Origin of the sequence: Pseudomonas fluorescens (assembly GCF_001648775.1) — a bacterium.
Classification (GTDB): Bacteria; Pseudomonadota; Gammaproteobacteria; order Pseudomonadales; family Pseudomonadaceae; genus Aquipseudomonas; species Aquipseudomonas fluorescens_M.
Map to the genome: position 1 here is coordinate 122,836 of NZ_LVEJ01000022.1, position 24,254 is coordinate 147,089.

General features: G+C 60.0%; 19 protein-coding genes. 6 read left to right on the plus strand and 13 right to left on the minus strand.

The annotated features are described in order from the left end of the window. Positions 1–25 precede the first annotated feature (25 nt). The 4 genes from A8O26_RS20045 to A8O26_RS20060 all read right to left on the minus strand — a co-directional run bounded on the left by A8O26_RS20045 (position 26) and on the right by A8O26_RS20060 (position 4,886). Positions 26–1,747, minus strand: coding sequence for a carbamoyltransferase family protein (locus A8O26_RS20045; RefSeq protein WP_064119509.1), 1,722 nt, complete (start codon positions 1,745–1,747; stop codon positions 26–28). A gap of 543 nt (positions 1,748–2,290) precedes the next feature. Further along, positions 2,291–3,184 (minus strand): NAD-dependent epimerase/dehydratase family protein, encoded by an 894-nt coding sequence (locus A8O26_RS20050; RefSeq protein WP_064119510.1) that lies wholly within the window; start codon positions 3,182–3,184, stop codon positions 2,291–2,293. A gap of 103 nt (positions 3,185–3,287) precedes the next feature. Next, complete coding sequence (locus tag A8O26_RS20055; protein WP_064119511.1) at positions 3,288–4,199, minus strand: LysR family transcriptional regulator; 912 nt, start codon at positions 4,197–4,199, stop codon at positions 3,288–3,290. 96 nt (positions 4,200–4,295) lie between these two features. After that, complete coding sequence (locus A8O26_RS20060; protein ID WP_064119512.1) at positions 4,296–4,886, minus strand: NAD(P)H-dependent oxidoreductase; 591 nt, start codon at positions 4,884–4,886, stop codon at positions 4,296–4,298. Positions 4,887–5,071: 185 nt separating this feature from the next. On the opposite strand from A8O26_RS20060, the gene A8O26_RS20065 reads away from it, so the two are divergent. Further along, positions 5,072–5,386 carry a putative quinol monooxygenase gene (locus A8O26_RS20065; RefSeq protein ID WP_064119513.1) on the plus strand — a complete coding sequence of 105 codons (315 nt, stop codon included), beginning with the start codon at positions 5,072–5,074 and terminating at the stop codon, positions 5,384–5,386. Here the strand turns inward: A8O26_RS20065 and A8O26_RS20070 are convergent. Continuing rightward, positions 5,376–6,140, minus strand: a complete 765-nt coding sequence (locus tag A8O26_RS20070) for a sulfite exporter TauE/SafE family protein (RefSeq protein ID WP_064119514.1) — start codon at positions 6,138–6,140, stop codon at positions 5,376–5,378. The two genes, A8O26_RS20065 and A8O26_RS20070, sit on opposite strands and share 11 nt — an antisense overlap. Before the next feature lie 219 nt (positions 6,141–6,359). Here A8O26_RS20070 and A8O26_RS20075 point away from each other — a divergent pair, with 219 nt between their 5' ends. The 4 genes from A8O26_RS20075 (at position 6,360) to A8O26_RS20090 (ending at position 8,739) form a co-directional block, all read left to right on the plus strand. Then, positions 6,360–7,241, plus strand: coding sequence for a LysR family transcriptional regulator (locus tag A8O26_RS20075; RefSeq protein WP_064119515.1), 882 nt, complete (start codon positions 6,360–6,362; stop codon positions 7,239–7,241). 45 nt (positions 7,242–7,286) lie between these two features. Next, positions 7,287–7,862 (plus strand): NAD(P)H-dependent oxidoreductase, encoded by a 576-nt coding sequence (locus A8O26_RS20080; protein ID WP_064119516.1) that lies wholly within the window; start codon positions 7,287–7,289, stop codon positions 7,860–7,862. A gap of 47 nt (positions 7,863–7,909) precedes the next feature. Continuing rightward, positions 7,910–8,281 carry a MerR family transcriptional regulator gene (locus A8O26_RS20085; RefSeq protein ID WP_064119517.1) on the plus strand — a complete coding sequence of 124 codons (372 nt, stop codon included), beginning with the start codon at positions 7,910–7,912 and terminating at the stop codon, positions 8,279–8,281. 107 nt (positions 8,282–8,388) lie between these two features. Continuing rightward, positions 8,389–8,739 (plus strand): cupin domain-containing protein, encoded by a 351-nt coding sequence (locus tag A8O26_RS20090; protein WP_016770579.1) that lies wholly within the window; start codon positions 8,389–8,391, stop codon positions 8,737–8,739. Positions 8,740–8,901: 162 nt separating this feature from the next. Here the strand turns inward: A8O26_RS20090 and mmsB are convergent, their stop codons facing one another. Then, positions 8,902–9,804, minus strand: a complete 903-nt coding sequence (mmsB, locus tag A8O26_RS20095) for a 3-hydroxyisobutyrate dehydrogenase (protein ID WP_064119518.1) — start codon at positions 9,802–9,804, stop codon at positions 8,902–8,904. A gap of 9 nt (positions 9,805–9,813) precedes the next feature. Continuing rightward, complete coding sequence (locus A8O26_RS20100; RefSeq protein WP_064119519.1) at positions 9,814–11,340, minus strand: CoA-acylating methylmalonate-semialdehyde dehydrogenase; 1,527 nt, start codon at positions 11,338–11,340, stop codon at positions 9,814–9,816. Positions 11,341–11,489: 149 nt separating this feature from the next. Between A8O26_RS20100 and A8O26_RS20105 the strand changes: the two genes are divergently transcribed. After that, positions 11,490–12,437 carry a LysR family transcriptional regulator gene (locus A8O26_RS20105; protein ID WP_064119520.1) on the plus strand — a complete coding sequence of 316 codons (948 nt, stop codon included), beginning with the start codon at positions 11,490–11,492 and terminating at the stop codon, positions 12,435–12,437. Here A8O26_RS20105 and A8O26_RS20110 read toward each other — a convergent pair. The 6 genes from A8O26_RS20110 to recC form a co-directional block, all read right to left on the minus strand. Beyond that, complete coding sequence (locus tag A8O26_RS20110; RefSeq protein WP_437339886.1) at positions 12,434–12,886, minus strand: OmpA family protein; 453 nt, start codon at positions 12,884–12,886, stop codon at positions 12,434–12,436. The genes A8O26_RS20105 and A8O26_RS20110 overlap by 4 nt on opposite strands. A 47-nt stretch (positions 12,887–12,933) precedes the next feature. After that, positions 12,934–14,202 (minus strand): diguanylate cyclase domain-containing protein, encoded by a 1,269-nt coding sequence (locus A8O26_RS20115; protein WP_064119522.1) that lies wholly within the window; start codon positions 14,200–14,202, stop codon positions 12,934–12,936. After that, entirely contained in the window at positions 14,199–14,774 is a 576-nt protein-coding gene (locus A8O26_RS20120) for a YfiR family protein (RefSeq protein WP_064119523.1), read from the minus strand. The genes A8O26_RS20115 and A8O26_RS20120 overlap by 4 nt, the downstream gene beginning before the upstream one ends. A 119-nt stretch (positions 14,775–14,893) precedes the next feature. After that, on the minus strand, positions 14,894–17,005 hold the full coding sequence (gene recD, locus A8O26_RS20125) for an exodeoxyribonuclease V subunit alpha (RefSeq protein ID WP_064119524.1): 2,112 nt from the start codon (positions 17,003–17,005) through the stop codon (positions 14,894–14,896). Further along, positions 17,002–20,691 carry an exodeoxyribonuclease V subunit beta gene (gene recB / locus A8O26_RS20130; RefSeq protein ID WP_064119525.1) on the minus strand — a complete coding sequence of 1,230 codons (3,690 nt, stop codon included), beginning with the start codon at positions 20,689–20,691 and terminating at the stop codon, positions 17,002–17,004. The genes recD and recB overlap by 4 nt, the downstream gene beginning before the upstream one ends. Continuing rightward, positions 20,688–24,140 (minus strand): exodeoxyribonuclease V subunit gamma, encoded by a 3,453-nt coding sequence (gene recC, locus A8O26_RS20135; protein ID WP_064119526.1) that lies wholly within the window; start codon positions 24,138–24,140, stop codon positions 20,688–20,690. The genes recB and recC overlap by 4 nt, the downstream gene beginning before the upstream one ends. Positions 24,141–24,254 lie beyond the last annotated feature (114 nt).

Genomic DNA, 24,254 nt, shown 5'->3' on the forward strand with positions numbered 1-24,254 from the left:
CCGGAGCCCTGTCCACATCACTTCATTACTCGAAGCGTGTTTGGGTGAAGCTGTTTTTACCCTTGCGCCAGACGATCAGCGATTCGCTCATGACCACCAGATCGACCATGCCTTCTTTCAACGCATCCAGAGCATCCTGAGAAGAACACACGATCGGCTCTTCGTGACGGTTGAACGAGGTATTGATCAACGCCGCCTGACCAGTCTTGTCGTGCCAGGCATTCAGCAAGCGGTGCATGAACGGATCGGCTTGCGGACGAATGATCTGCGGCCGCGCAGTGCCATCGATATGCACCACCGCCGGGCTCGCCTCGATGAACGCCGGGTGACAATCGTAGGTCATGGTCATGGTGTCTGCCGCCACTTGTTCCTCATCCCAACCGACGTAGCAGGCGGCGGCCTGTTCAATCGCGGTGACCGGCCCGAAGGGCATGAACTCGGTGCGGTGCATGCGTTTGTTGAGCCAGTCGTTAACCTCGGCGTCCTGGGCGTGATAGACGATGCTGCGATTGCACAGCGAGCGCGGGCCGAATTCCATCTTGCCTTTGAACATGCCCAGCACCTGATTTTCCAGCAGCGCCTCGGTGAGCACCTCGATGAGGTTGGCAGGCGTGTGGTAACCCAGTTCCGGGTAGTCGCGATGGATCAGATTGATGTTCTGCGAAACGCTGCGTGACTCCGGCCCGAGCGCCATGGTCGGGGTCTTGAAGCGCGTGCCGTTTTGTAAATAAGCGGCGCCGACCGCTGCCGCCAATGCCAGGCCTCCATCGCCCATGCACGGCAACACGTAGACATTCTTGACGTTGGCAATCTCGCGCAGGCGCTGATTGAGTTTCACGTTGCCGAACACGCCGCCGGCCAGACACAGGTTGCTGCTGCCGCGTTGTTCCAGATGATGGGTGACCACGGCGACCAGCAGGTCTTCGCTATGCCGTTGTACGGCGGCCGCGATGTCCTCGGGTGTTTCCTGAGCAAACAGCGCTTGCAGCGGATCGCTATAGTTGTTGTAGGACGGCAGGAACAGATCGCCGCAATACGCTTTGATGCGCCCGTCCTCGAAACGGATCATCTGCTGCATCACTCCCAGCAGTTTTTGCGGGTCGCCGAAGGCTGCGAGGCCGGTGACCTTGCCTTCATGGCGGTTCGGTTTGTAACCGAGCAAATGGGTAATCCGCCCGTAAAAATAGCCCAGGCTGTCGATGCTGGTCTCGCGTTGCAATACGCTGGTTTCAGTCGGGCTGTACCAAGTCACGGTCAGGGACTGGAAGTCGCCGCGCCCGTCACAGGTCAACGTCAGCGCTTCATCAAACGGCGAACAGACGAAGGCACCGAGGGCATGACATTCATGGTGATCGATGTAGTACGCCTTGCCCAGCAGGCCATTGGCGACAATGAACTGGTCAAATTCGGCGCGTTTCTCTTTATCGTTGCTGACCTCATCGGTGACCCGCTGGCGGAATTGCATCAGGCCCTGCGGGTTAGTCCTGACCTCTTCAACGATGCGATCAAAGTACAGCTCAAGGTGTTTGTCGGCACTGAATCCGGCGTTCCATCCATAGGCGACATAGTCGACATCTTCCAGAGACAAACCCGCCTGGCTCAAGACGAATTCAATGGACTGCGCGGGCCAGATCTTGTGGTCCTTGATGCGAGTGAAGCGTTCCTCGCTGACCGCTGAAAGAATCAGGCCGTCGCGCACCAGGCAAGCTCCCGATAAATCGTTGTTGGTAACACCCAAAATGATCATAACTATTCCTTGTTTTTGCCAATTTCAGTGATGACGTTACCCGCGCCCTGAACACGCGATGTGCAGGCGGGAATGTTTGAAGGAGGTGCGGCAGCCATAGCCGACAGCCATTAACCGCGAGAAGGCGAAGTGAGTCTGTCCGCCCGGGAAACACCTTGACGAAAAGGCATCAGCAGCGTGCTGTCATCGCAAAATCCTTTTGCATAAAAACTCCACAAGCATTGAGCTGCAGAACCGGCTTCATGCCGTTGCAGCCAGTTGATGTGGCTATCCAGAGGGCACCGCGACGGGCGCCGAGCGGTTTAGCCGGATGACAGCCTAATAGGAAATTTCCGGCTAAAACGGTTCAGGTTGACCTAAAAATTAAATGCCATCCGCCGTGCCATGGTTTTCCGGGACAGCGGTGGACGTGAAAAAACCTGTGGAAGCGAGGGTGCTGGCGAAGCGGTTTTTTCATTCAACATGCGCGTTGAATGGTTGACCGCTATCGCTGGCAAGCCAGCTCTCACAGGTTTCGGGGGTGATCACTCGGAAGGGGTGAACTCACACCATTTCGTTACGAATCCATTCAGCCACCGACGTGCGTTTTGGTGCCCAGCCGAGCAGTTCGCGAGCGTGTTTGCCACGTACGCGGCTGTTCGAGCCGAGGCCGTAGTTGGCCATTTCATAACCCCATTCGGCTTCGGCGTCTTTTAACGGCCAGTCTTGCGGTTGGCCCAGGTTCAGGGCTTGGGCCATGGCGGTGGTCATGTCGATGAACGAGGCTTCGCCGCTTTCGACGAAATAGAAAGTACCCGGTACGTTCTTGGTCAGCGCCAGCAAGTACAGGGCGACGACGTCTTCGATGTGCACGTTGGACCAGATGTTCTGGCCGGTACCGACGTGGCGCACTACGCCGCTTTTGCGCGCCTGCTTGAGCAGTCGCGGCAATTGCACGCTGTCGCGATTGACGCCGAGGCTATGGCCGTAGATCAGCGTGTTACAGATGACGGCGGAGTTCACGCCGTCCTTCGCGGCGGCGAGGATCAGATTATCGATGGCCACACGCGCAGCTTTGTCGACGGTCGGCTCTGGCAAGTTGTCTTCGTAGTAAATGATGTCGCTGGATTTACCGCCCGACGCATCGCCAACGATGCTCGAACCGCTGGTGTGCAGGAAGACTTTGTTGGAACCGCGCAAGGCATCGAGCAACGCTTCGACCGCGCCGCGATGGTCGCTGCTGGCCGCGTTGATCACCGCGTCGGCAGCGCTGGCTTGTTCGGCGAGCAGGGTTTTGTCGTCGAGAGTGCCTATGACCGCGGTCATGCCGAGTGCCTTGAGCTCAGCAGCCTGTTCGGCGCTGCGCACCAGACCGGTGACGGTGTGACCGGCCTGAACCAGACCGGTAGCGATCGAGCCGCCGATAAAACCGGCAGCGCCGGTGATGAATACGTTCATGGAGTAACTCCCTGCGTGAGTAAGTGATGGGACGAGTATCGGCCCGTCGCCCAGAGGGAAAAACCCGCTCTCGGCCAATTCACTCTTGCGCAGAGGTCACGAATCAGCCCTTGAAATCGGCGCTGGCGTAAGCGGCAAGCTTGCTCTGGATAAAGTCGAGGAAGCACTGAATGCGCAACGCCAGTTGCGAGTTACGGTAGTACACGGCGTTGATCGGCTGGCGATAACCGCTGTTGAATTCGCCGAGCAGGACTTTCAAGCGCCCGGCACGGATGTCATCGATGGTCATGAAGTGCGACAAACACGCGATGCCCTGCCCTTCCAGCGCCAAATGGCGCACGGTCTCGCCGCTGGAGGCGCTGATCGCCGGAGTGATCGGCCAACGGTCACCGTGCACATAGCGCAGCGGCCATTGATTGAGACCTTCGTTCTGAGTGAAGCCGAGCAAGGTGTGTTCGCTCAAGTCCGCCACTTGCTGCGGCGCACCGTGCTTTTCCAGATAGGCCGGGCTGGCGACGATCAGCAGCGGACTGCAACCGAGCGAGCGCGCGTGCAGCGTTGAATCGGCGAGGGTGCCGATGCGGATGGCGACGTCGGTGCTTTGTTCCAGCAGGTCAATAATCAGGTCATTGCTGTTGAGTTCGAGCTGAATGTCCGGGTAGAGCCGGCGGAATTCATCGATGTAGGGGACGACCGCGTGGAGCATGAATGGCGAGGCGGCGTTGATCCGCAAACGTCCGGACGGGGTTTGCTGACGTGAAGACAGGCGTTCTTCCAGTTGATCCATCTGGTCGAGAATCAGCTTGGCCTGCTCGAAGAAATACTTGCCCTCCTCGGTCAGATCCATGCGCCGCGTGGTGCGGTTGATCAGCGTGGTGTCGAGCTTGGCTTCCAGCCGCGACAACGTGCGACTGACCGCCGATGGTGTCTGCCCGACCTGTTCGGCGGCAGCGGAAATCGAACCGCATTCGATCACGCAGACGAAAATCTGCAACTCATCGGATCTGGCTTTCACGGAAATTCTCTAATCGAATGCATATTCATTGTGGCGAGGGAGCTTGCTCCCTCGCCACAGGGTTTGGCCAAGCTATTCGATAGTAGCTTGAATTGCTCAAGCCTTGAGGCCAAACACCTCAGTCAGATGCTGCTCATAACGCGCCACATCAGCCTCGATATTCGGCCGCTTCATCACGTCCACACAAAGGAACGTCGGCAATCCGGTCATGCCGAGAAACTCGTTGGCCTTGTGAAACGGGAAGTACACCGCGTCCACACCTTTGGCCTCGAAGAAATCCGTCGGGTCATCGAACGCTTGCTGCGGTGCATTCCAGGTCAGCGACAGCATGTACTGCTTACCCTGAATCAAACCGCCGCTGCCGTACTTTTGCGAGGCGTCGGAACGGGTGCGGCCATCGCTGGCGTAGAGGCTGCCGTGGCCTTCGGTGAATACCTCGTCGAGGTACTTCTTCACCGTCCACGGTGCGCCCATCCACCAGCCCGGCATCTGATAAATGATCACGTCGGCCCAGAGGAATTTGGCCACTTCTTCAGCCACGTCGTAACCCTCGTCGATGATGGTGGTTTTCACGTCGACACCGCCACGATCCAGCACGCTCAGCGCCGCTTCATGCAGGGTAGTGTTGTAGCGACCATCGGAGTGGGCGAATTTTTTACCGCCATTGAGCAACAGCACTTTTTTCATGAGAAAGCCTCGGCGCAGCCACTGGGCTGGATGGAGAAGGGAAAATGGAATGGCGGCAGATTAACGATCCGCCTCGCGCGGAATAAGCCGTGATTACGCAAAATACATTTGACTGAAAAGCACGAATCAAACGCCGATTGTTGCAATAGGATTCGCAGCCATCTGTATTTGAGGAGTTTTTTGCGATGAGTGAACGCTTGGGTTTTATCCTGCACGCCAAGACCCGCCCGGAAAAAGCCGAGGCTTTCGAGGCACTGTTTCGCGCTTACGTTGAGCCGAGTCGCGCCGAGCCGGGTTGCATCGAATACCACATGCTGCGCGACAAGGAAGATCCGACGCTGTTTATCTTCTACGAGATCTGGGCCTCCCAGGCGCATCTCGACGTGCATTCGAACCTGCCGCACATGAAGGCATTCTTTGAGCGGCGCATGGATTATCTGCAGCGCGATTTTGATATCCGCCAGATCGACATGCTCAGTGAAGCCTCGGCTAACCGCTGATCAACAAATGGGCGCCGAGCGCGCCCAGACCGATAAAGAACACGCGCTTGAACAGCACGGCGCTGATGCGCTGGCGCAGCCACTGGCCGAGCAACATGCCAAGCACCGCCGGCAGCAGCGCCAACAGTGAAGCGCTGAGTTCACCGCCACCGAGCGCACCACGCCAGAGCAATCCAGCGGCCAGTGCCAATGTCGAAACGGTGAATGACAGGCCGAGGGCCTGAACCAGTTGATCGCGATTCAAGCCCAGCGCTTGCAGGTACGGCACCGCCGGAATCACGAAGACACCGGTTGCTGAGGTGATGATGCCGGTGATCAAACCGCACACGGGGCCAAGCCAGGTTTCATGGCGCGGCTTGACGTGCAGCGTTGGCAGCAACAGTCCGCTCAAGGCGTAAAGCAACAGCGCCGCGCCCAGTCCACGCACCACCCAATGCCCGCCCGCCATGCCGATCGACACCGTACCGACGCCGGTGCCGAGGAATATCATCAGCAGCATCGGCCACAAGCGTTTGATCAGCCCTCGCAAATGACCGCCGAAAGCCAGTTGCCAGACGTTGGTCAGTGTTGCCGGGATGATCAGCAACGCCGCAGCCTGCGATGGCGCCATAGCCAGACCGAGCAAACCCATGGCGACGGTGGGCAGGCCTAGGCCGATGACGCCTTTGATCAGACCGGCGAGCATGAAGGTCATGATGACCAGCAGAGACAAGGCCAGGCCGAGGTGTTGGTAAAAATCTGTGAGAGTGTTCATGGCGCTACTGTGCGCCAGTCGAGGCTGGCTGAAAATCTGCCATATACTGAGGCTGCCTCTCACCAGACAAGAGGCTGATATTCTCTTTGAGGCTTCCGGCCTCTTCGCGAGCAAGCTCGCTCCCACAGGGGAGTTGTGTACGACACACATCCTATGTGGGAGCGAGCTTGCTCGCGAAGGGGCCAGCCCGAACACAACAAAAACCAGAGGCTGCCCACCATGCACTTCGACCTCACCGACCTGCGCCTCTACCTGCACATCCTCGACACCGGCAACATCACCGCCGGCGCCGCCCGCAGTCATTTATCCCTGGCCGCCGCCAGCGCCAGAATCCGTGCGATGGAAGCGTCGCTGGGCACCGGGTTTCTCGAACGCGGCCGCCGTGGCGTCACGCCGACGCCGGCCGGTAAAGCGCTGGCCCAACACGCGCGCATCCTCCTGCAGCAGGCCGAACGCATGCAGCAGGATCTGGCCGACTATGCCCAAGGCGTCAAAGGTCAGGTGCGCTTGCTGTGCAACACCACCGCGATCACCGAATACCTGCCGGAAGTATTGGCGGACTTCCTGCGCGATCACCCAAATCTCGACATCGACTTGCAGGAACTGCCCAGCGCGCGCATCACTCATGCCTTGCGCCAAGGCGCGGCGGATTTAGGGATTGTGTCCGACGCGGTGGACACCAGCGACCTGCAGACCCAGCCATTTCGCGACGATCCGCTGGTACTGATTCTGCCTCTCGACCACCCATTGTCTACCGCCACTGAGGTCACTTTCAGCGACGCTTTGCAGCATGACTTTGTAGGACTCAGCGCCGACAGCGCCCTGGCGATTTACCTGGAAGAACAAGCCCTGCACGGCGGGGCACGCATGCAGGTGCGTATCCGCGCCGACGGTTTCGACGGGGTAATGCGCATGGTCGGCCGTGGCGCCGGGCTGGCCATCGTGCCGCTGGCCGCCGTCGAACGCGCGGCGCAACGCCCATTCAACAGCATGACATTGAATGAGCCCTGGGCCCGTCGAACCTTGATGCTGTGTGCCAAGGATTTCACCGCCCTGCCGGGTTACGCCAAAGCCCTGCTGCACGCCTTGACTCTCCCCTAAGGGGCAGACTTCATCCTTGGCTTTTTTTCAGCATGGACAACGACGATGGGTAAACGAATTCTGCTGATTCTCGGTCATCCATCCGGCACGAGTTTCTGCGCCGCACTGGCCGAGCGTTACATCCAGTCAGCGATCGACGCCGGCCACGAAGTTCGCCAGTTACGCCTCGGCGAACTGGATTTTGACCCGGTGCTACGCGAAGGTTATCAACAGATCCAGGTGCTGGAAGAGGCCTTGAGCGCGGCGCAGTCCGACATCCTTTGGGCCGAACACCTGACGCTGGTTTACCCGATCTGGTGGGGTGGCATTCCGGCGTTGCTCAAGGGCTTTTTTGACCGGGTGTTCCTGCCCGGTTTCGCCTTCAAATACCGTAAAGGCAAAGCCTTCCCCGATAAGCTGCTGAAGGGTCGCACCGCACATTTATTGGTGACCATGGACACGCCGCCCTGGTACTACCGCTGGTTTTATCACATGCCCGGCCTGCATCAGGTGCGCAAGACCACCCTCGAATTCTGCGGGATCAAACCGTTACGCACGCTGACGTTTGGCCCGGTACTCGGCTCAAGTGAGCCGCAGCGAAAAACCTGGTTGCGGCAGGCGCAGGCTATCGCCGCTCACTGACTCTGCTGATAATGCAGCGCGCTGTTTCACATCAAAAAAGGACTTTTATGTACATCGGCCAAGCCGCACAACGCTCCGGCACCACGATCAAAAGCATCCGTCATTACGAGTCGATCGGCCTGCTGCCCACGCCCCGACGCCAGGGCAGTTATCGTCTCTACGATCAGCAGAGCGTCGAACTGCTGATCTTCATCAAATGCGCCAAAGACATGGGTTTTCGCCTGAAGGAGTTGCAGGTGATTTTCGCAGACCACCACGGCGAAGCGATGCCTTGGGCGCGGGCGCAGCAGGCTATTGAGGCGAAGAAACGTGAAATCAGCAACACCCTGGCTGAACTCACTCGGCAATTCGCGCAACTGGAGGTGTTCGAATCCAGTCTTGAACAAGCCCGAGCCGAATGCCCGCTGGAAAAACTCTAAGCCTGCGCGCGTTTCTGAGCAGCTTGATGTCGACCCCAGACAACTGAGCACCGAGCGGGCGCTATAGGGTGCCACTTCATTCCTGAAGTCCACTGCCCGGAGTCCTCATGACCGCGACCGCCCCTATCACTGTTCTGCGCGACACCCATCCGCTGCCGGTACTCGATGCCTGCAAATGGGAAAAACTCGAAGGCGACCCGCACACCGTCAACCTCAATGCCTACACCAGCGAAGACGGCAGCAAGATCATGGGCACGTGGATCTGCACGCCGGGCAAGTGGCGCGTCGATTATGTGAAGTGGGAGTACTGCCATTTCCAGGAGGGCTACTGCGTCATTACCCCGGACGGCATGGCGCCGATTCACCTGCGTGCCGGCGATATTTTCGTGGTTGAGCCGGGCATGAAAGGCACGTGGGAAGTGGTCGAGACCGTGCGCAAATATTTCGTGTTCGCCTGATGCAAAAAAGCCGGGAAATCACCCGACGTGATTTCCCGGCAATCAATATCGGATACCCAAAATCCCCTGTGGGAGCGAGCCTGCTCGCGAAAGCGCACGGTCAGTCACTTCCTTATTGAAGCGACCGCCGTCATCGCTAGCAGGCTAGCTCCCACAGTTTGTTCAGCGCTGTCCGTCTATTGCAGGCTTGCGATAGCTGTTGATGATCGCCGAGAAGTCTTTCCCGCCGTCCCCGCGCTGACTCATCGCCTGATACAACTGCTGCGCCACCGCGCCGAGCACCACCGGTTGGTGTGCCTGACGTGCCGCTTCCGTTGCCAGCCCGAGATCCTTGAGCATCAACTCGGCACCGAAACCACCGGTATAACCGCGCGAGGCCGGCGCTGTTTCGACGATGCCCGGCCACGGGTTGTACATCTCCGAACTCCAGCAACGTCCGGTCGAACTGTTGATGATCCCGGCCAACACCGACGTGTCGATACCCAATGCATCGCCCAGCGCCATCGCTTCGCTGACGCCGACCATCGAGATCGCCAGCAGCAGGTTGTTGCAGATCTTCGCAATCTGCCCGGTACCGACTTCACCGCAATGCACGATGTTGCGGCCCATCTGCGCCAGCACGGGTTGCAGGGTCGCGAACAGTTCCGGGGTGGCGCCGACCATGAAGGTCAACGTCCCGGCGGTCGCGCCGCCGGTGCCACCGGACACCGGCGCATCGGCCATGGCCACGCCTTGCTTGGCCGCTGCGGCCGCGACATCGCGGGCCGTCTGCGGATCGATGGTGCTGCAATCCACCGCCGGCACGCCTTTGCCGATGCTGGCGAGCACGCCGTCTTCACCCAGCCAGACGCTGCGCACATGCACCGCGGCGGGCAACATGGTGATCACCAGTTCGGCATCCTCAGCCGCCTCACGCGCCGAAGCGCGAATGGTGCCGCCCAGTTGCTCCAGCTCCGCCAACACGGTTTTGTTCAGGTCGACCAGGTTCAGCGAGTGGCCAGCCTTGATCAGGTTGCGCGCCATCGGCGCGCCCATGTTGCCCAGCCCGATAAATGCGATTTTCATGGCCATTCCTCAGCGCAGGTTGATGGTGGTGTTCACGCCATCGTTGACGCTGTCGTCATCGAACCAGCGCGCCGTGACCGTTTTGGTCTGCGTGTAAAACTGCACCACTTGCTTGCCGTACGGGCCGAGGTCGCCGAGTTTCGAACCGCGAGAACCGGTGAAGCTGAAGAACGGCACCGGCACGGGGATCGGGATGTTGATGCCGACCTGACCGACATCGATTTCCGTCTGGAATTTACGTGCCGCTGCGCCGCTCTGGGTGAACAGGCCAGTGCCGTTACCGAACGGGTTGGCATTGACCAGCGCAATCGCCTGATCAAGGGTATCGACTTCCAGCACCACCAGCACCGGGCCGAAGATTTCCTGGGTGTAGATCTGCATGTCGGTGGTCACGCCCGAGAACAGGGTCGGGCCGATAAAGTTGCCTTGCTCGTAGCCCGGCACCTTGATGTCGCGGCCGTCCAGTTCCAGCTTGGCGCCTTCTTTGATGCCGCTTTCGATCAGCTCGAGAATCCGTGCCTTGGCTTTTTTCGAGATCACCGGGCCGACATCGGTGCCCGGCTCGCTGCCGGCGTTGACGGTGAGTTTCTGCGCCAGCGCTTTCAGGTCCGGCAGCCATTGCTTCGCCGCGCCGACCAGCACCACCACCGAGGTGGCCATGCAACGTTGCCCGGCCGCACCGAAACCGGCGCCGACCAAGGCATTCAGTGCTTGCTCGCGATTGGCATCGGCGAGCACCACGGCGTGGTTCTTCGCGCCCATCATCGATTGCACGCGTTTGCCGTGCTTGCCGGCCAAGTCGTAAACGTGAGTACCGACAGCGGTCGAACCGACGAAGGACACCGCTTTGATGTCCTTGTGCGTGCACAGGCCATCGACCACGTCTTTACCGCCGTGCACCACGTTCAACACGCCCGCCGGAACACCGGCCTCAATCGCCAGCTCCACCAGCAGCATGGTCGACAGCGGATCCTGTTCGGACGGCTTGAGGACGAACGTGTTGCCGCAGGCAATCGCCATCGGGAACATCCACAGCGGAATCATCGCCGGGAAGTTGAACGGGGTGATGCCGGCGCACACGCCGATCGGCTGGCGCAGGGTGTAAGTATCAACGCCGCCGGCGACGTTCTCGGCGAACTCGCCCATTTGCAGGGTGCCGATGGAGCAAGCGTGCTCGACCACTTCCAGGCCACGGAAAATATCGCCCTCGGCGTCGGCAATGGTTTTGCCTTGCTCGGCGCTCAGCACCACGGCGATGCGTTTGGAGTGCTCGCGGATCAGCGCTTGCAGCTTGAGCATGATGCGCATGCGTGCGCCGATCGGGGTCAGTTTCCAGGTCTGGAAGGCGTGCTGGGCAGCGCTGACGGCAGCATCGACTTCAGCGGCGGTGGCGAACGGGACTTTCGCCAGCACTTGCTGGGTCGCCGGGTTGACGATGTCGTGCCACTCGGTGGTCTGCGATTCGACCCACTCGCCATTGATCAGCAGCTTGACCTTCTGGACCGTGGTTTCGTTGGGCGTAAGCGATGCGTTCATGCTGGTCTCCAAAACTTGTTTTTATCTTAGGAGCCAAGGCGAAAGGTTCGCCTTGAGATGAGGCGTGTGTCACGAATTGGTTGTCGGACGGTTTTTGGAGTATAGATGTGCAAACTTCTAATAAGAACGCACATATAAGCCCGTCCATCATGCAAAAAAACATCACCTCACTCGGTTCGCTGAACTGGGACGACCTCAAGTTTTTCCTTGAAGTCGCCCGTACCCGCAAGGCCAGCACCGCTGCCAAACGCCTGGCTGTCGACTACACCACGGTGTCGCGGCGAATCAGTTCGCTGGAAGCGGCGCTCGGAACGTTGTTGTTCGAAAAGTCGCGCACCAGCGGCTTCGTGCTGACCACCGAAGGTCAGCGTTTGCTCGGTTATGCCGAGTCGATTGAAAGCACTTTGCACATGGCCTGCGAGCAGGTGTCAGGCTCCGGCGTGGCGTTGTCCGGGCATGTGCGCATGGGCTGCACCGAAGGCTTCGGCAGTTTTTTCATCACCCCGCAGTTGAGTCACTTTGTCGACGCCTACCCGGCGATCTCGGTGGACATCCTGCCGCTGCCGCACTTCATCAGCCTGTCCAAGCGTGAGGCCGACATCGTCATTGCGCTGGAGCGCCCGGAGCATGGGCCGTACGTCTGCTGCAAACTCTGCGACTACCGTTTGCAGCTCTACGCGACCCAGGACTATCTGGACAAACACCCACCGATCCGCCGCCCGGCAGACTTGGGCAAGCATCAATTCATCAGTTATGTGGATGATCTGGCGTTCAGCTCGGAGCTGCTCTACCTGGCAAACGTATTGCCCGGCGCCAGCGCCAACTTGCGCAGCACCAGCGTGATCGCGCAGTTTGTCGCGGCGCAGCAAGGGCGCTCGCTGGCGATCCTGCCGTGCTTCCTCGCCGCCCAGGATCCGCGCCTGCTGCCGGTCCTGCCGGAGGAAATCAACATCACCCGGCAGTTCTGGATGTACTGCCGCGAGGATCTGAGGAAGTTGAAGCGGATCACCCTGTTGTGGGATTACATCCGTGAGGTGACCGAGCGCAATCAGGCGCTGTTGATGGGCGAGACTCGCGACATGCAGTTCGCCGACTAGTCGGCGCTGACCACAATCGCGACACGACGGTTTTCCGTGCGGCCCGCCGCCGTATCGTTGGACGCCACCGGCTCTTTGCTGCCCAGGCCCTGCAACTGGATGTTCTCTTGCTTCATGCCGACCGTGCCCAGCACTTTCGCGACACTCTTTGCGCGGCGCAGCGACAGTTGCTGGTTGTAGGTTTCCTTGCCCGATGCGTCGGTGTGGCCATCGACCCGCACGCGCTCGATGCCGACGCCCAGCAACGCCTTGCCGATGCGCTCGACGATCTCGGTGCTTTCCTTGTTCAGGCTTTCGACGTCGCTGCCAAACAGTACTTTGCCGGACAGGCCGAACTCCCAACCCTCGTCGGTCAGCTCGAAGCCCTGTTGTTTGAGCACCGCGACTTGCGCCGGGGTCAGGCCCTTTTGTGGCGCGGTCTGGCAACCGGTCAGGGCCAGCACGGCCATCAACAGCACAGCGTAAAAAGATCGAATAGACAGTGTGAACACGAGAGTCAGCTCCTGGTTTGAACGGAATCAGCCGGGTGCTCCGCCCCGGCGGTGAATTGGGCGCCGCGCGACAGCCGCTTGGCTTGATACATGGCCGCATCCGCGGCATCGAGCAAGGCGCCCGGCGTGGCCCCATGATCGGGATAAACCGCGATGCCGATACTGAGCGAGGTCACAACACGGGTGTCGCCCGGCAGCGCAATGGGCATGTCCATGCTGGCGAGGATCTTGTCGGCAATGCGCTCGGCATCTTCGATCTTGTGCAGCGGTGCGAGCAGAACGGCGAACTCGTCACCGCCCAGCCGCGCCACCAGGTCCTCTTCGCGCAACTGCGCCCGAATGCGATTGGCCACTGCAACGAGAACCGCATCACCCGCAGCGTGGCCGAAGTTATCGTTGATACCTTTGAAGCGGTCACTGTCGAGAAACAGCACCGCCACGCGCTCGTTGAGTTTGCTGGCGTTGCGCAAGGCGCGGATCAATCGACCTTCGAAAAAAGCCCGATTTGGCAATCCGGTGAGGCTGTCATGACTGGCCTGGTGGGCGAGGGTTTCGTTTTCGCTTTGCAGGTGGCTTTGCCACGCTTCGAGTTCGTCGAGCAGGGCATTGAAGTCGTTGCCGAGGTTGTCGAGTTCGGCGATTTGCGCCGCCGGCACGCGGCGATCCAGCGCCCGCTCACTGCGCGCGGCGTGGGCGACATCGGCAAGGCTGCGCAGGGGCGCGGTGATCGCGCGCAACTGTCGACGCGCCAGATACAGCGCAACCCAGGCACTGATTGCTGTACAGAGAAAAATCCCGGCCAGACCGCTCAACAGAAAACGCATCAGGCTACCGCCGTGACCTGTGAGCAGAATCCGCCCGATCTCGCGATCCTGGTGGAGGATTGGCAGGCTGATCGGTTTCTCCAGCAGTGCACGGGTAATCTGCATTTCCAGGCCGGAGAACAAGCCGTTCTCCGGGCGCTGCCAACGGGCGAGCAACTCACCCTGCGCGTCCAGCACTTGCGCATCCGCCACCTCCTCGGTCGAGGCGATCAGGGCCAGTGCTTCGGTCGCGGCCGTTTTGTCGTTGAACACGACGGCCGCTTCAACGGTGTAGCTGATCGAGCGGGCGATCAGGTGCAAGTTGTGATCGGCGTAGACACGCAGCGCCAATAGCCCGAGAAACGTCAGCGAAACGCTGGCCATGGCCACCCCAACCAAGGCGACGATCAAATGACCTCGGCCGATGACCGAGCCCAACGTGGGGCGGCTACTTTTTCTGAACAGTTTCATGGCGCCGCCGGTTTGCGACGCGACAACTGCAAGACGCTTGGGTGAATACGCACGCCACTGCGGGCAACGGAGTCGAGATTGACCTCGAAGGACACCTGCTCATCGCCAATCCGCAGGCAGAACAGACTGCCGACCGTGCACTGATCACCGCCTTCGCTGATGCTCAGCACCGGGTGGCCGATCAGCGAAGCGAACAGTCGACTGCGTTCATCCGCGGTGAGTTTGCCGATGTACACCGCATCACATTCACTGACGATCGCCGGGTTGTCGGCGAGCAGGCGCCGCACGATGACTGGCCGACCGGTGGCTTGCGTGGTGCCTTTGACCAGGTCATCGGTGTACTCGGTCGGGCCGACGATGCACAGACGCAACTGTGCAGGTTCTACCGGCCAGCGCGCATAACTGAGGATGCCAAGAACGACCTGCGTGACAGATTTTGCCCGTTGCTCAGCCATGCCTGTCGGCGCTGGCGTTTGCGCGACGGCAACGCCCGTCAACAACCAGAGCAGGCCGATAAGCAACGTGTGCTTGCAGCCAACCACGCGCTCTGTCGCCCAGACAGACACCTTCATGCAGGAATTCTCTTGGATCGTAGCGAAATGATGCCGCAACGATAGCACAGCGAAGAAACACCAGCGAGGCAGCGAGCTCTGACCGGCCAGTCAGTATTCGCCGCCGGTCACGGGTATTTTCATCCGCGAGTCTCGGTACCCTCTTCCAGTTCCAGCATCAGTCCGCTGAGGCGTTTGACCTTGCGCTGCACCGCTTCCTCAAATACCCCGGGGCGCGGCTCGATGAGGGTGAACCAATGTTTGGCGCGGGTAATGCCGGTGTAGATCAGCTCCTTGGTCAACACCGGATTCAAGGTGTCCGGCAGGATCAGCGCGGTGTGCGCAAACTCCGAACCCTGGGACTTGTGCACCGTCATGGCGTAGACGGTTTCAACATCGTTGAGTCGACTTGGCAGAACGAAGCGCACACCGCCCTGACCGTCATTGCGCGGGAACGCTACGCGCAGCACCGGTTTACCGGCATCCGGGCCTTCACGCTCGGGCAGCTTGAGGGCGATGCCAATGTCGCCGTTCATCAAGCCCAGACCGTAATCATTGCGGGTCATCAGGACTGGCCGGCCTTCATACCATTGCTGGTCGTTGTCGATCAGGCGTGCCTTGAACAGTGCTGCAGTGATGCGCTGGTTCAGCCCTTCCACGCCCCAAGGCCCCTTACGTACGGCGCACAACAACTGGAAGGTATCGAACGCCTGCAAGACATCACGCGCCCAGTTGATCCAGTCCGGATGCTCCAGCGGTCTGCCCGTCGACGGACGTTGATTGCGCAACACCGTCAGATAATGCCGATAACCTTGCGGGCCGTCTCCATGGCCCTCAAGCACCAGTTTTTCCAGCTTGTGATCGTGCTCGCCCTGAGGCAGTGGCAACGAAAATACATCGTCATAGTGCCCGGCCTGGAGCAACTGCCGCGCCTCGTCCGACAACTGTTGGTTGACCCGACGCGCCAGTTGCCCAATGCCGCTGCCCTCGCCGAAACGCCGCGAGTGGCGCAGCATCACCACTTGCTGTGCCAGCGGATGAGAGCCGTCGACGTCCTCATGCAAGCCGCTGCCCTGCAACGACTCACCGCTGACCGACTCCAGCCATTGCCGGGTTTGCGGGTTGTACCAACCTTGCTCGGCGTCACGACACAGGTCACCGAGCACCGCACCTGCTTCAACGGAGGCCAGTTGATCCTTGTCGCCGAGCAACACCAAACGCGCATGGGACGGCAGTGCATCAAGCAGATTGGCCATCATCTCCAGGTCGATCATCGACGCTTCATCGACGACCAGCACATCCAGCGGCAAACGGTTGCCGGCGTGGTGGCGGAAATGTCGCGTGCCGGGCCGGCTGCCGAGCAAACGGTGCACGGTGGTCACATCGCAGGGGATTTTCGCCCGCACGTCTTCAGCGATTTGCAGCGATTGCACTTGCTGGCTGATGGACTCGGTCAATCGAGCGGCCGCCTTGCCGGTCGGCGCCGCCAGACGAATGCGTAACGGTTGCCCGGCTTCTACGGCGGGTGCTTGAAGCAATGCCAGCAGACGCACCACCGTAGTGGTTTTGCCGGTACCCGGGCCTCCGGTGACGATACTGAACGCGCCACGCGTGGCGAGGGCACAGGCAAGCTTTTGCCAGTCGATCACCTCACCGGAGCGGGCCGATCCGAACAACTCGTTCAGCCGCAGCGGCAAATCGTCAGGGCTCGCTTCGCCTTGTGCCAGACGCAGGCGCAACGCGGTATCGATGCGTCGCTCGTAAGCCCAATAGCGCCGCAGGTAAAGACGCTTGCCACTGAGCACCAGCGGACGTTGTTGCGCCACTTCATTGGAATCGGCGGCCAGCGCGACCAGGGCACTGCCGGCCAATGCCTTGCACCAGTGCACGCCATCGAGCGCTTCGAGCAATTGCGAAGGCAGCAATAGCACACCGCCTTGCACATCCCCTTCGGGCGGTAACGACAATGCAAAATCCGGTGCCTTGAGGGTTTCGAACAGGTCGAGACACACGTGTCCGTGGCCGAGCTGGTGGCTGGTCAGCGCGGCGGCAAGCAACACCAGCGGATCGGTGTCCGGTTCAAGCTCGTGCAGGAACGCAACGAACGCTTTGTCCAGCGCGCGCAGCCAACCCCGCTCGACCCAGCGGGTGAGCAACAGCAGCAAATCATCGGCACGGGTCAGCGGTGCAAGGGCCGACAGGCTGTCGGCAGCCAAGGGGGTCGGCAACAGATCGGTGAAAGTGCGGCTCATAACAAGACTCCCTGTTCCCATGCGGGCTCGGCCTTGGGTTCGGGTTTGCCTTGGAACATCCGGTCAAGGCGCTCGATCAGCTCGCGGGGCGGGCGCGCAAAATACACACCGCTGCTGTCGGCACGCGTGCCACGCAGGAACAGATACAACGCGCCGCCGACATGCCGGTCGTAATCGTAATCGGGCAGCCGTGCCTTGAGTTGGCGATGCAATGCCAACAGGTACAGCACGTATTGCAGGTCGTAGCGATTGTCGAGGATCGACTGCTCCATGGCTTGCTCGGTGTAGGCCTGATCATCCACGCCCAGCCAATTGGATTTGTAGTCGGCCACGTAGTAACGGCCATTGTGTTCAAAGGTCAGGTCGATGAAGCCTTTGAACATGCCGTTGAGCTGCACCGGTTCTGCCGCCACACGGGCCACACCTCGGTGAGTGTGCTGACGCACCTGTTCGTCTAGTTTGAGTACGTCGACTTTATGGCTGGCGAACCAGAACTCCATCTCGACGCGGTATTGCTTGAGCTGCTCGAGAATCACCGGCGGTTGCCCCCCGCCAATCGGCAATGGCGATTTCAACAAGTGCTGCAGCCAGTCACTCAAGGTGGTTATCCAGCCTTCCCAGCCACGCAGGTTGCAACGCCGGGCAATCGCATCCTCCAACGCTTCGCGGGACACCGCAAAGCCATCGTCACCAGCCCACTCCAGCAAGCCGTGGAGAAATGTTCCGGGATTTGGTCCGCGAGGAAAGCGGTGGATGTCGGCACCACCAGTAATGATTTCTCGCGGCGCGTCCGGGTCGAGGCGTTCGTCGTCGAACAGCTTTTGTGCCTGCGGGCTGTCCGGAGCCTCGTCGCTGCCGACACTCAGCACATCGCTGATGCGCAACGCGCTGTAGGAGGCGATCCACCAGTTTTCGCTGGCCTTGCGCTTGGGCAGCAGCGTGGCACTGAGGACGGCTTCATTGCGCGGTGGCTGATAATGCTCGGCGGTGGCCGGCGGCATTTCGCCGATGCTGATTGCCGCGCAATCCTGCTGCAGGTCTTGTAACCAACGGCTGAGTCCGCTGGACTCGCCCAAAGATGCTCCGCCACCCAACAGATAGCCCAGCGCTGAAAGATGAAGCACGGAACTGTTGTTATTGCCGCGCTTGAGATCCGTCACGCCTAACCAGCAGGCATGCTGCGCGCGAGTCAGCGCGACATAGAGCAAACGCAAATCTTCGGCGAGACGCTCTTCATCCGCTTGGGCAATCAGCTCGGCGGTGGGCTTGAGACTGACCTGAGCCTTGCCCGTCGCGTCGTGGTAATGCAGCGGCAACCGACTGCCATCCACCGGCTTCGCCGAGCAAATGAACGGCAGGAACACCAACGGGTACTCAAGCCCCTTGGATTTGTGGATGGTCACCACTTTGACCAACTGCTCGTCGCTTTCCAGGCGCAGGATCTGCTCTTCGCCAGCCTGACCGGACAGCGCCAGAAGCTCGGCCAAGTGACGAATCAGTGCCTGTTCACCGTCCAGCTCGGCAGCAGCTTGTTGCATCAATTCAGACAAGTGCAGCAGGTTGGTCAGCACCCGCTCGCCATCACCGCGTGTCATCAAGGTTTGCGGCAAATGGAAGTCGTGCAGCAAGCGACGCAACATCGGCAATACGCCTTGCTTGCGCCAGAGTTCGCGGTAACCACGGAACTGCATGACACGGGATTCCCAGACCAACTCGTCCTGGTTCAACCGCTCCAGTTCAACCAGTGGCAGATTCAGGGTGATGCAAGCCAGCGCGGCTTTCAGCGAACGCTCGACATCCGGTTCAGCGCAAGCCTTGAGCCACGACAACAGGTCGTGGGCCTCCTGCGCGGCGAACACCGAATCCTTGTCCGACAGATAAACGCTACGCACGCCTCGGGCGGCCAGTTCACCGCGCACCGCCTGAGCCTCCTTGCCATCGCGCACCAGGATCGCGATGTCCGAAGGACGCAGACCTCTGAAATCTTTACCGTCTTGAGTGAATCCAGCACTGCCGCTTTGCCCGCCATTGAGCAGCGCAGTGATTTCACTGGCACAGGCAGCCGCCAATTGTTGGCGATAGACCACGCCTGACAGTGGCTGGTCGGTGGATAAGTGCCAGACATTCAGCGCCGCGATATCTTGCCCGGCCACTTGCAGTTTTTCTTTGCGCCCCTGCGATTCGACGGGCAGGAATGGCACCGGGTTTTCACCGGTTTTCTCCCGGAACAAAAACGCGCCGCGTCCCTGCTCTCTGGACTCGGCGCGCTCGAATACATGGTTAACCGCGTTGACCATACCGTGGCTGGAACGGAAGTTGGTGCCCAGGGTATGCAGCCGGCCGGTGGTGGCCTGACGCGCGCGCAGGTAGGTGTAAATGTCTGCACCGCGAAAAGCATAGATCGCCTGTTTGGGATCGCCGATCAGAAACAGCCCGGTAGCCGGGTCGTTGTCTTCAATGCGGTAGATGCTTTCAAAAATCCGGTATTGCACCGGGTCGGTGTCCTGAAACTCATCGATGAGTGCGACCGGAAATTGCTCGCGGATCAATGTCGCCAGACGCTCGCCACCATCAGACTGCAACGCCGCATCCAGACGCAAAAGCATATCGTCGAAGCCCATCTCGGCGCGTCGGCGCTTTTCCTCTTCAAAACGCGCGCCGACCCACTTGGCGGCGTGTTGCAGCACCGCGGCGTCAGGCGTGGGCAATGCATCGAGACTCGATTTGAGCCCCGACATCGCGTCCAGCCCCGGGTGAGTCGGGGCCTGACCTTTCCACGCTTCGGCCATGCCGTCGGGGGTCAGTCGACTGAAGCCGGTGCCGATGTCCAGTTGCTCCAGCGCCTCGTCTTCGGCCCAGGCCTTGAGCTTCTCGAACCACGGTTCAAAGTAGCGCGCCTGCATCTTGCGCCCGTCGACAGTTTTGCTGGCAACGCCTTGATGACAGATGACGAGCAACTCGTCCGCCCATTGGCGCCAAGGCATTTTCAGTTCGATCAATGCCGCGCGACGTTCTTGCAGACATTCTTCAATCAACTGCGCCGGCGCTTTGCCCGCCTCGCTATCGCGTTCACTGGCAAACAGACCGCGCACTCGAGGTAACAATGCTGCAGGACCGCCCCAGTTGCTGCGAACCCAATTAAGTGCGTCACCCTGCATCGGGTAACAGAACAACCGCCAGTAATCGCGCAGCACTTCGCCAAGCAAATCACTGTGATCGGTTTCCAGGGATTGGGTGAACAGACTGCCGCTGTCAAACGCGTGCTCACGCAGCATGCGCTGACACCAACTGTGGATGGTCGAAACCGCGGCTTCATCCATCCATTGCGCAGCGATATCGAGGCGGTTGGCGCAACCGGGCCATTGCTGCGGTTCGAATTGGTCACGCAGTTCAGCAATCAGTGCGTCAGGCGCTGGCGTTTCGTCGCGGAAGAATCGCGCCGCCTCGGCCAGTCGCGTTCGAATGCGCTCGCGCAACTCTTTGGTCGCCGCATCCGTGAACGTCACCACGAGAATCTGCGGCGGCAACAATTCCCGAGCGAAGCCACTCGCCTCGCCGCCGTGGCCGAGGATCAGGCGCAGATACAGCGCAGAAATCGTGAAGGTCTTGCCGGTGCCGGCGCTCGCTTCGATCAACTGGCTGCCACGCAGGGGAAATGCCAGAGCCAGCGGTGTCTTTGTGCTCATGTGCGTGCCCCTTCGCTGGACAATGAACGCCATGGCGCTTCAAACAAAGGACGATACAAAGCATCGCACCAACCAGAGAATGTTTCGTCCGCGAGCAAGGCGTCGAAGTCGGCGAATTGTCGGGACAACGCAGGACTCTCGCGGCGCTCGCCTTCGCTGGTCTGCCCGTCACCTTCGTAGGCTTTACGGGCAGCCGCTTCGGCCTTGAGCGGGTCGGTCTGAGCCAGCCAGGCGAACGCGGTTTTTACGGCGATCGGCAGCGGCTGACGCATGCCTGCTTGCCAGGCGAGCAGCAGATCGCCAAGCAAACGCGATGCGCGGTCCTGCGCCATAGGTTCAAGCAGCAATGTGTCGTCACTGGCGACCAATGCCGTACTCAACGACAGTCCGCTGGCGCAGGCGACAAGATGGTTTACCCATGGTTTGGTCAGCCGATGCCATTTGCGACTTTTGATCGAGCCGATGCTGTTGGGAATGGTCGTCACCGACAACAGGCCGCCGTCAGCGCGCTGGTGAAGGCTGGATAGCCAGCCTTCAATACGCAAGCCTTGCAGCTCGAGACTGACCGGGATTGCACTGGTCAGCGGCGTCGGCCACAGCACCAGTAACTGTTGATAACGTTGCAACAGATCCGGAAGCGGCTCGATCAATTCACGCTGCAGACATTCGCCGAAGCCGGCCATCGGTAACAACCCGCTGTTTTGCAGGCGTCGGGCCTGAGCTTCAAGTGCCTGCTCGACGTTGTCCGGTTGCCGCAGAGCCGCCTCGAGCAGACTGTCGCTGAGCGTATAGCGCTGCAATGCATCAAGCACAAAAGGTTCTTCATCGGCCAGCGGAGCATCGGCGGCTTCGAAATACACTTTGAGTCGTTGCGTGAAGAAATGCCGTACCGGGTTGCGTAGAAAATCCTGTAGCAGCGCCAGGCTCAGAGGCTCTTCCTGAATAAAGGGTGTCAGCAATTGCGTGTTGCCGGATGGCGCGTGCTGTTGATGTAACACCTGCCATTCACTGGCATAGCTGAACAACTGATCGCCTTCATGGAAATAGCGCGCGCTGAACGGTTGCAGCGGATGCTCTTCGGTCATGGCGCTCAACAGATCCTGACTTTCGTCGAGCAGCCGCCAGCCGCTGGCGAGGTGATCACGCAACTGACCAATGAGCACCGACGCCGGCCGCTCGCTGTTGTCGCGAATGCTGCGGCCGACCCAACTGACGTACAGCTGATTGCGTGCGGACAAGAGCGCTTCGAGCAACAGATAGCGATCATCTTCACGGCGGGAGCGGTCGCCAGGGCGGTAGTCGCTGCCCATCAGATCGAAATCCAGCGGCGGTTGCGCACGAGGATAATCGCCGTCGTTCATGCCCAGCAAACAGACCAATTTGAAGGGAATGGCACGCATCGGCATCAGCGTGCAGAAGTTCACCGCACCGGCCAGAAAACGCTGAGACAAACGGCCCTGATCCAGGCCGGCGAGCCAGGCCTCACGCACAACTGTCAACGGTAGTTCGTCCACCAGCCCGACCGACTCACAGGTCTCCAGCCAGGTTTCGCGAAGCTCTTCCAGTTGGGTCAGCAAGTAGTCGTCATGCTCATTACTGGCCTTGAAAAATAACTGCATCAGCGTCTGCAGTCGCTGGCCCCACTCTTTGGGTTGGGCCGCTTGCGTGAGCGCCTGGTGAGCGAGCTCCAGTGCATCGAGCAACGCCACCAACGGCCCGATCAGTGCGGCATCAAGGCCACCGATTTCATCATAGGGTTCGATACCTGCGCAGGCACTGGCGCTGCCAACCGCGTAACCCAGGAGCATTCGGCGCAGGCCGAAGTGCCAGCTATTTTGCTCGAGCTCATCCGGCAGCCCGAGCCCGGCGCGTTGCTCGGCGTTCATGCCCCAGCGGACACCTGCACCTTCGATCCAGCGGTGCAATGTCGGCAAGTCACGCTCCTCCACGCCGAAGCGGGCACGCAGCGCGGGAACGTCGAGCAGGTCGAGGATCTCACTGACCGGGAAACGACTGTCCGGCAATTTGAGCAGGTGTTCGACGGCGATCAGTAAAGGGTCGCGACCACGTTGCCCCTGGTCGGCCAACGTGAACGGAATGAAGCGTGGATCATGTCGATCGAGTTGACCGAAAACAGCACGGATGTGGGGTGCATAGCTATCGACATCCGGCACCATGACGATCACGTCGCGAGGGCGCAGGTCCGGGTTGGCGCTGAAACGTGCGAGAAGCTGATCGTGAAGAATTTCGACCTCACGCTGAGCACTGTGGGCTACGTGAAAACGGATTGATTGATCTTTCGCCAGATCTACCGCTGGCCAGCGCTCGCGGGTCTCGTTGAGGGGGCGTAATTCGAGGATGTCATTCTGCAGTTGATTGAGCAGGTTTTCTGGCTCGGTTTCGCTGAACAGGTCAATACGGCTATCGCGAAATGCTGCGCGGTAGCTGTTGGGATCGTCATAGCTGTCGAGCAGGTTGATGTAGTCGCGACCTTGCTTGCCCCAGGCCGCCAATAGGGGGTGGGCGTGCTGATGCAGGGTTTCCGGGTCAAGCACGACGGGCATTCCGCTTTTGCGCGATTGCCGCTTGTATTGGTGACGCAGCAAGTCCTTGTCGGCGACGATGTCGGCCCAGTGGTGACGGCAAGGGTTGTGCACACACAGCAGAACCTGACTGAAACGCGCGAGCCCGGCCAGCGCTTCAAGCACTTGCGCGGGCAGCGAGGAAATCCCGAAAACAATCACTCGCGAGGGTAGCCCCTGCGGTGCCTCTGTGAGGCTGTTGATGCGTTCAATGAATCGCTGATGAACGCCGGCACGACTCTGCGCCATACCCTGTTCGCCCACGTCATCGAGCAATGCACGCCACAATTCGGCTTGCCAGCAACTGGTCGGTGGCAGAGGTTTTACTTCGCCCCTGACATTTCGCAGTTGGTGCCGCCCTTCGGCCCAATCCTCGAGCCAGTCGGCGCGATAGACCTGATATTGGTCGAAGAGATCCGCCAGACGCTCGGATAGCTGATAGCGCTTGCGCAAGTCGGTGTCGTGGGTGAGGAAGCGTTGCAACGGCTCAAAATGCGCGCGATCAATAACCTGGGGTAACAATCGCATCAGACGCCAGGTCAGCGGTGCCTTATCGAGCAGGGATTTGGCCGGAATTTCTTCTCGTCCAAGAACCATGCGGTAGAGCTGCCACATGAAGCTGCCAGGTAATTGCACGTCAATCGCAGCGGCGATGCCGCAACCGCCGAGGTCGTCTTCCTCAGGGTCTTCAGCCAGCGCCAATTTTAGCCACTGAGCAATGCCGTTGCTCTGCACCAACGCAATTTCGTTTTCCAGGGGTGCTAGCGGATAGCGCCGCATGATGCTGATCACAAGGCTGCGCAGTTCGTCCAGGCTGTTGCTCTGGACCACCATGAATGCAGCGTTGAGGGACTGGGCGTCCGGCATAAAGGCTTCCTTGGAAAAGTACAAAAGCTAGGGCAGAACCTTAGCATTGTCGGCAGGTTGTGGCAGCCGGACGACGTCCGCGAATGCTGTAAGAACTTTCCTGCGGGCAAAACA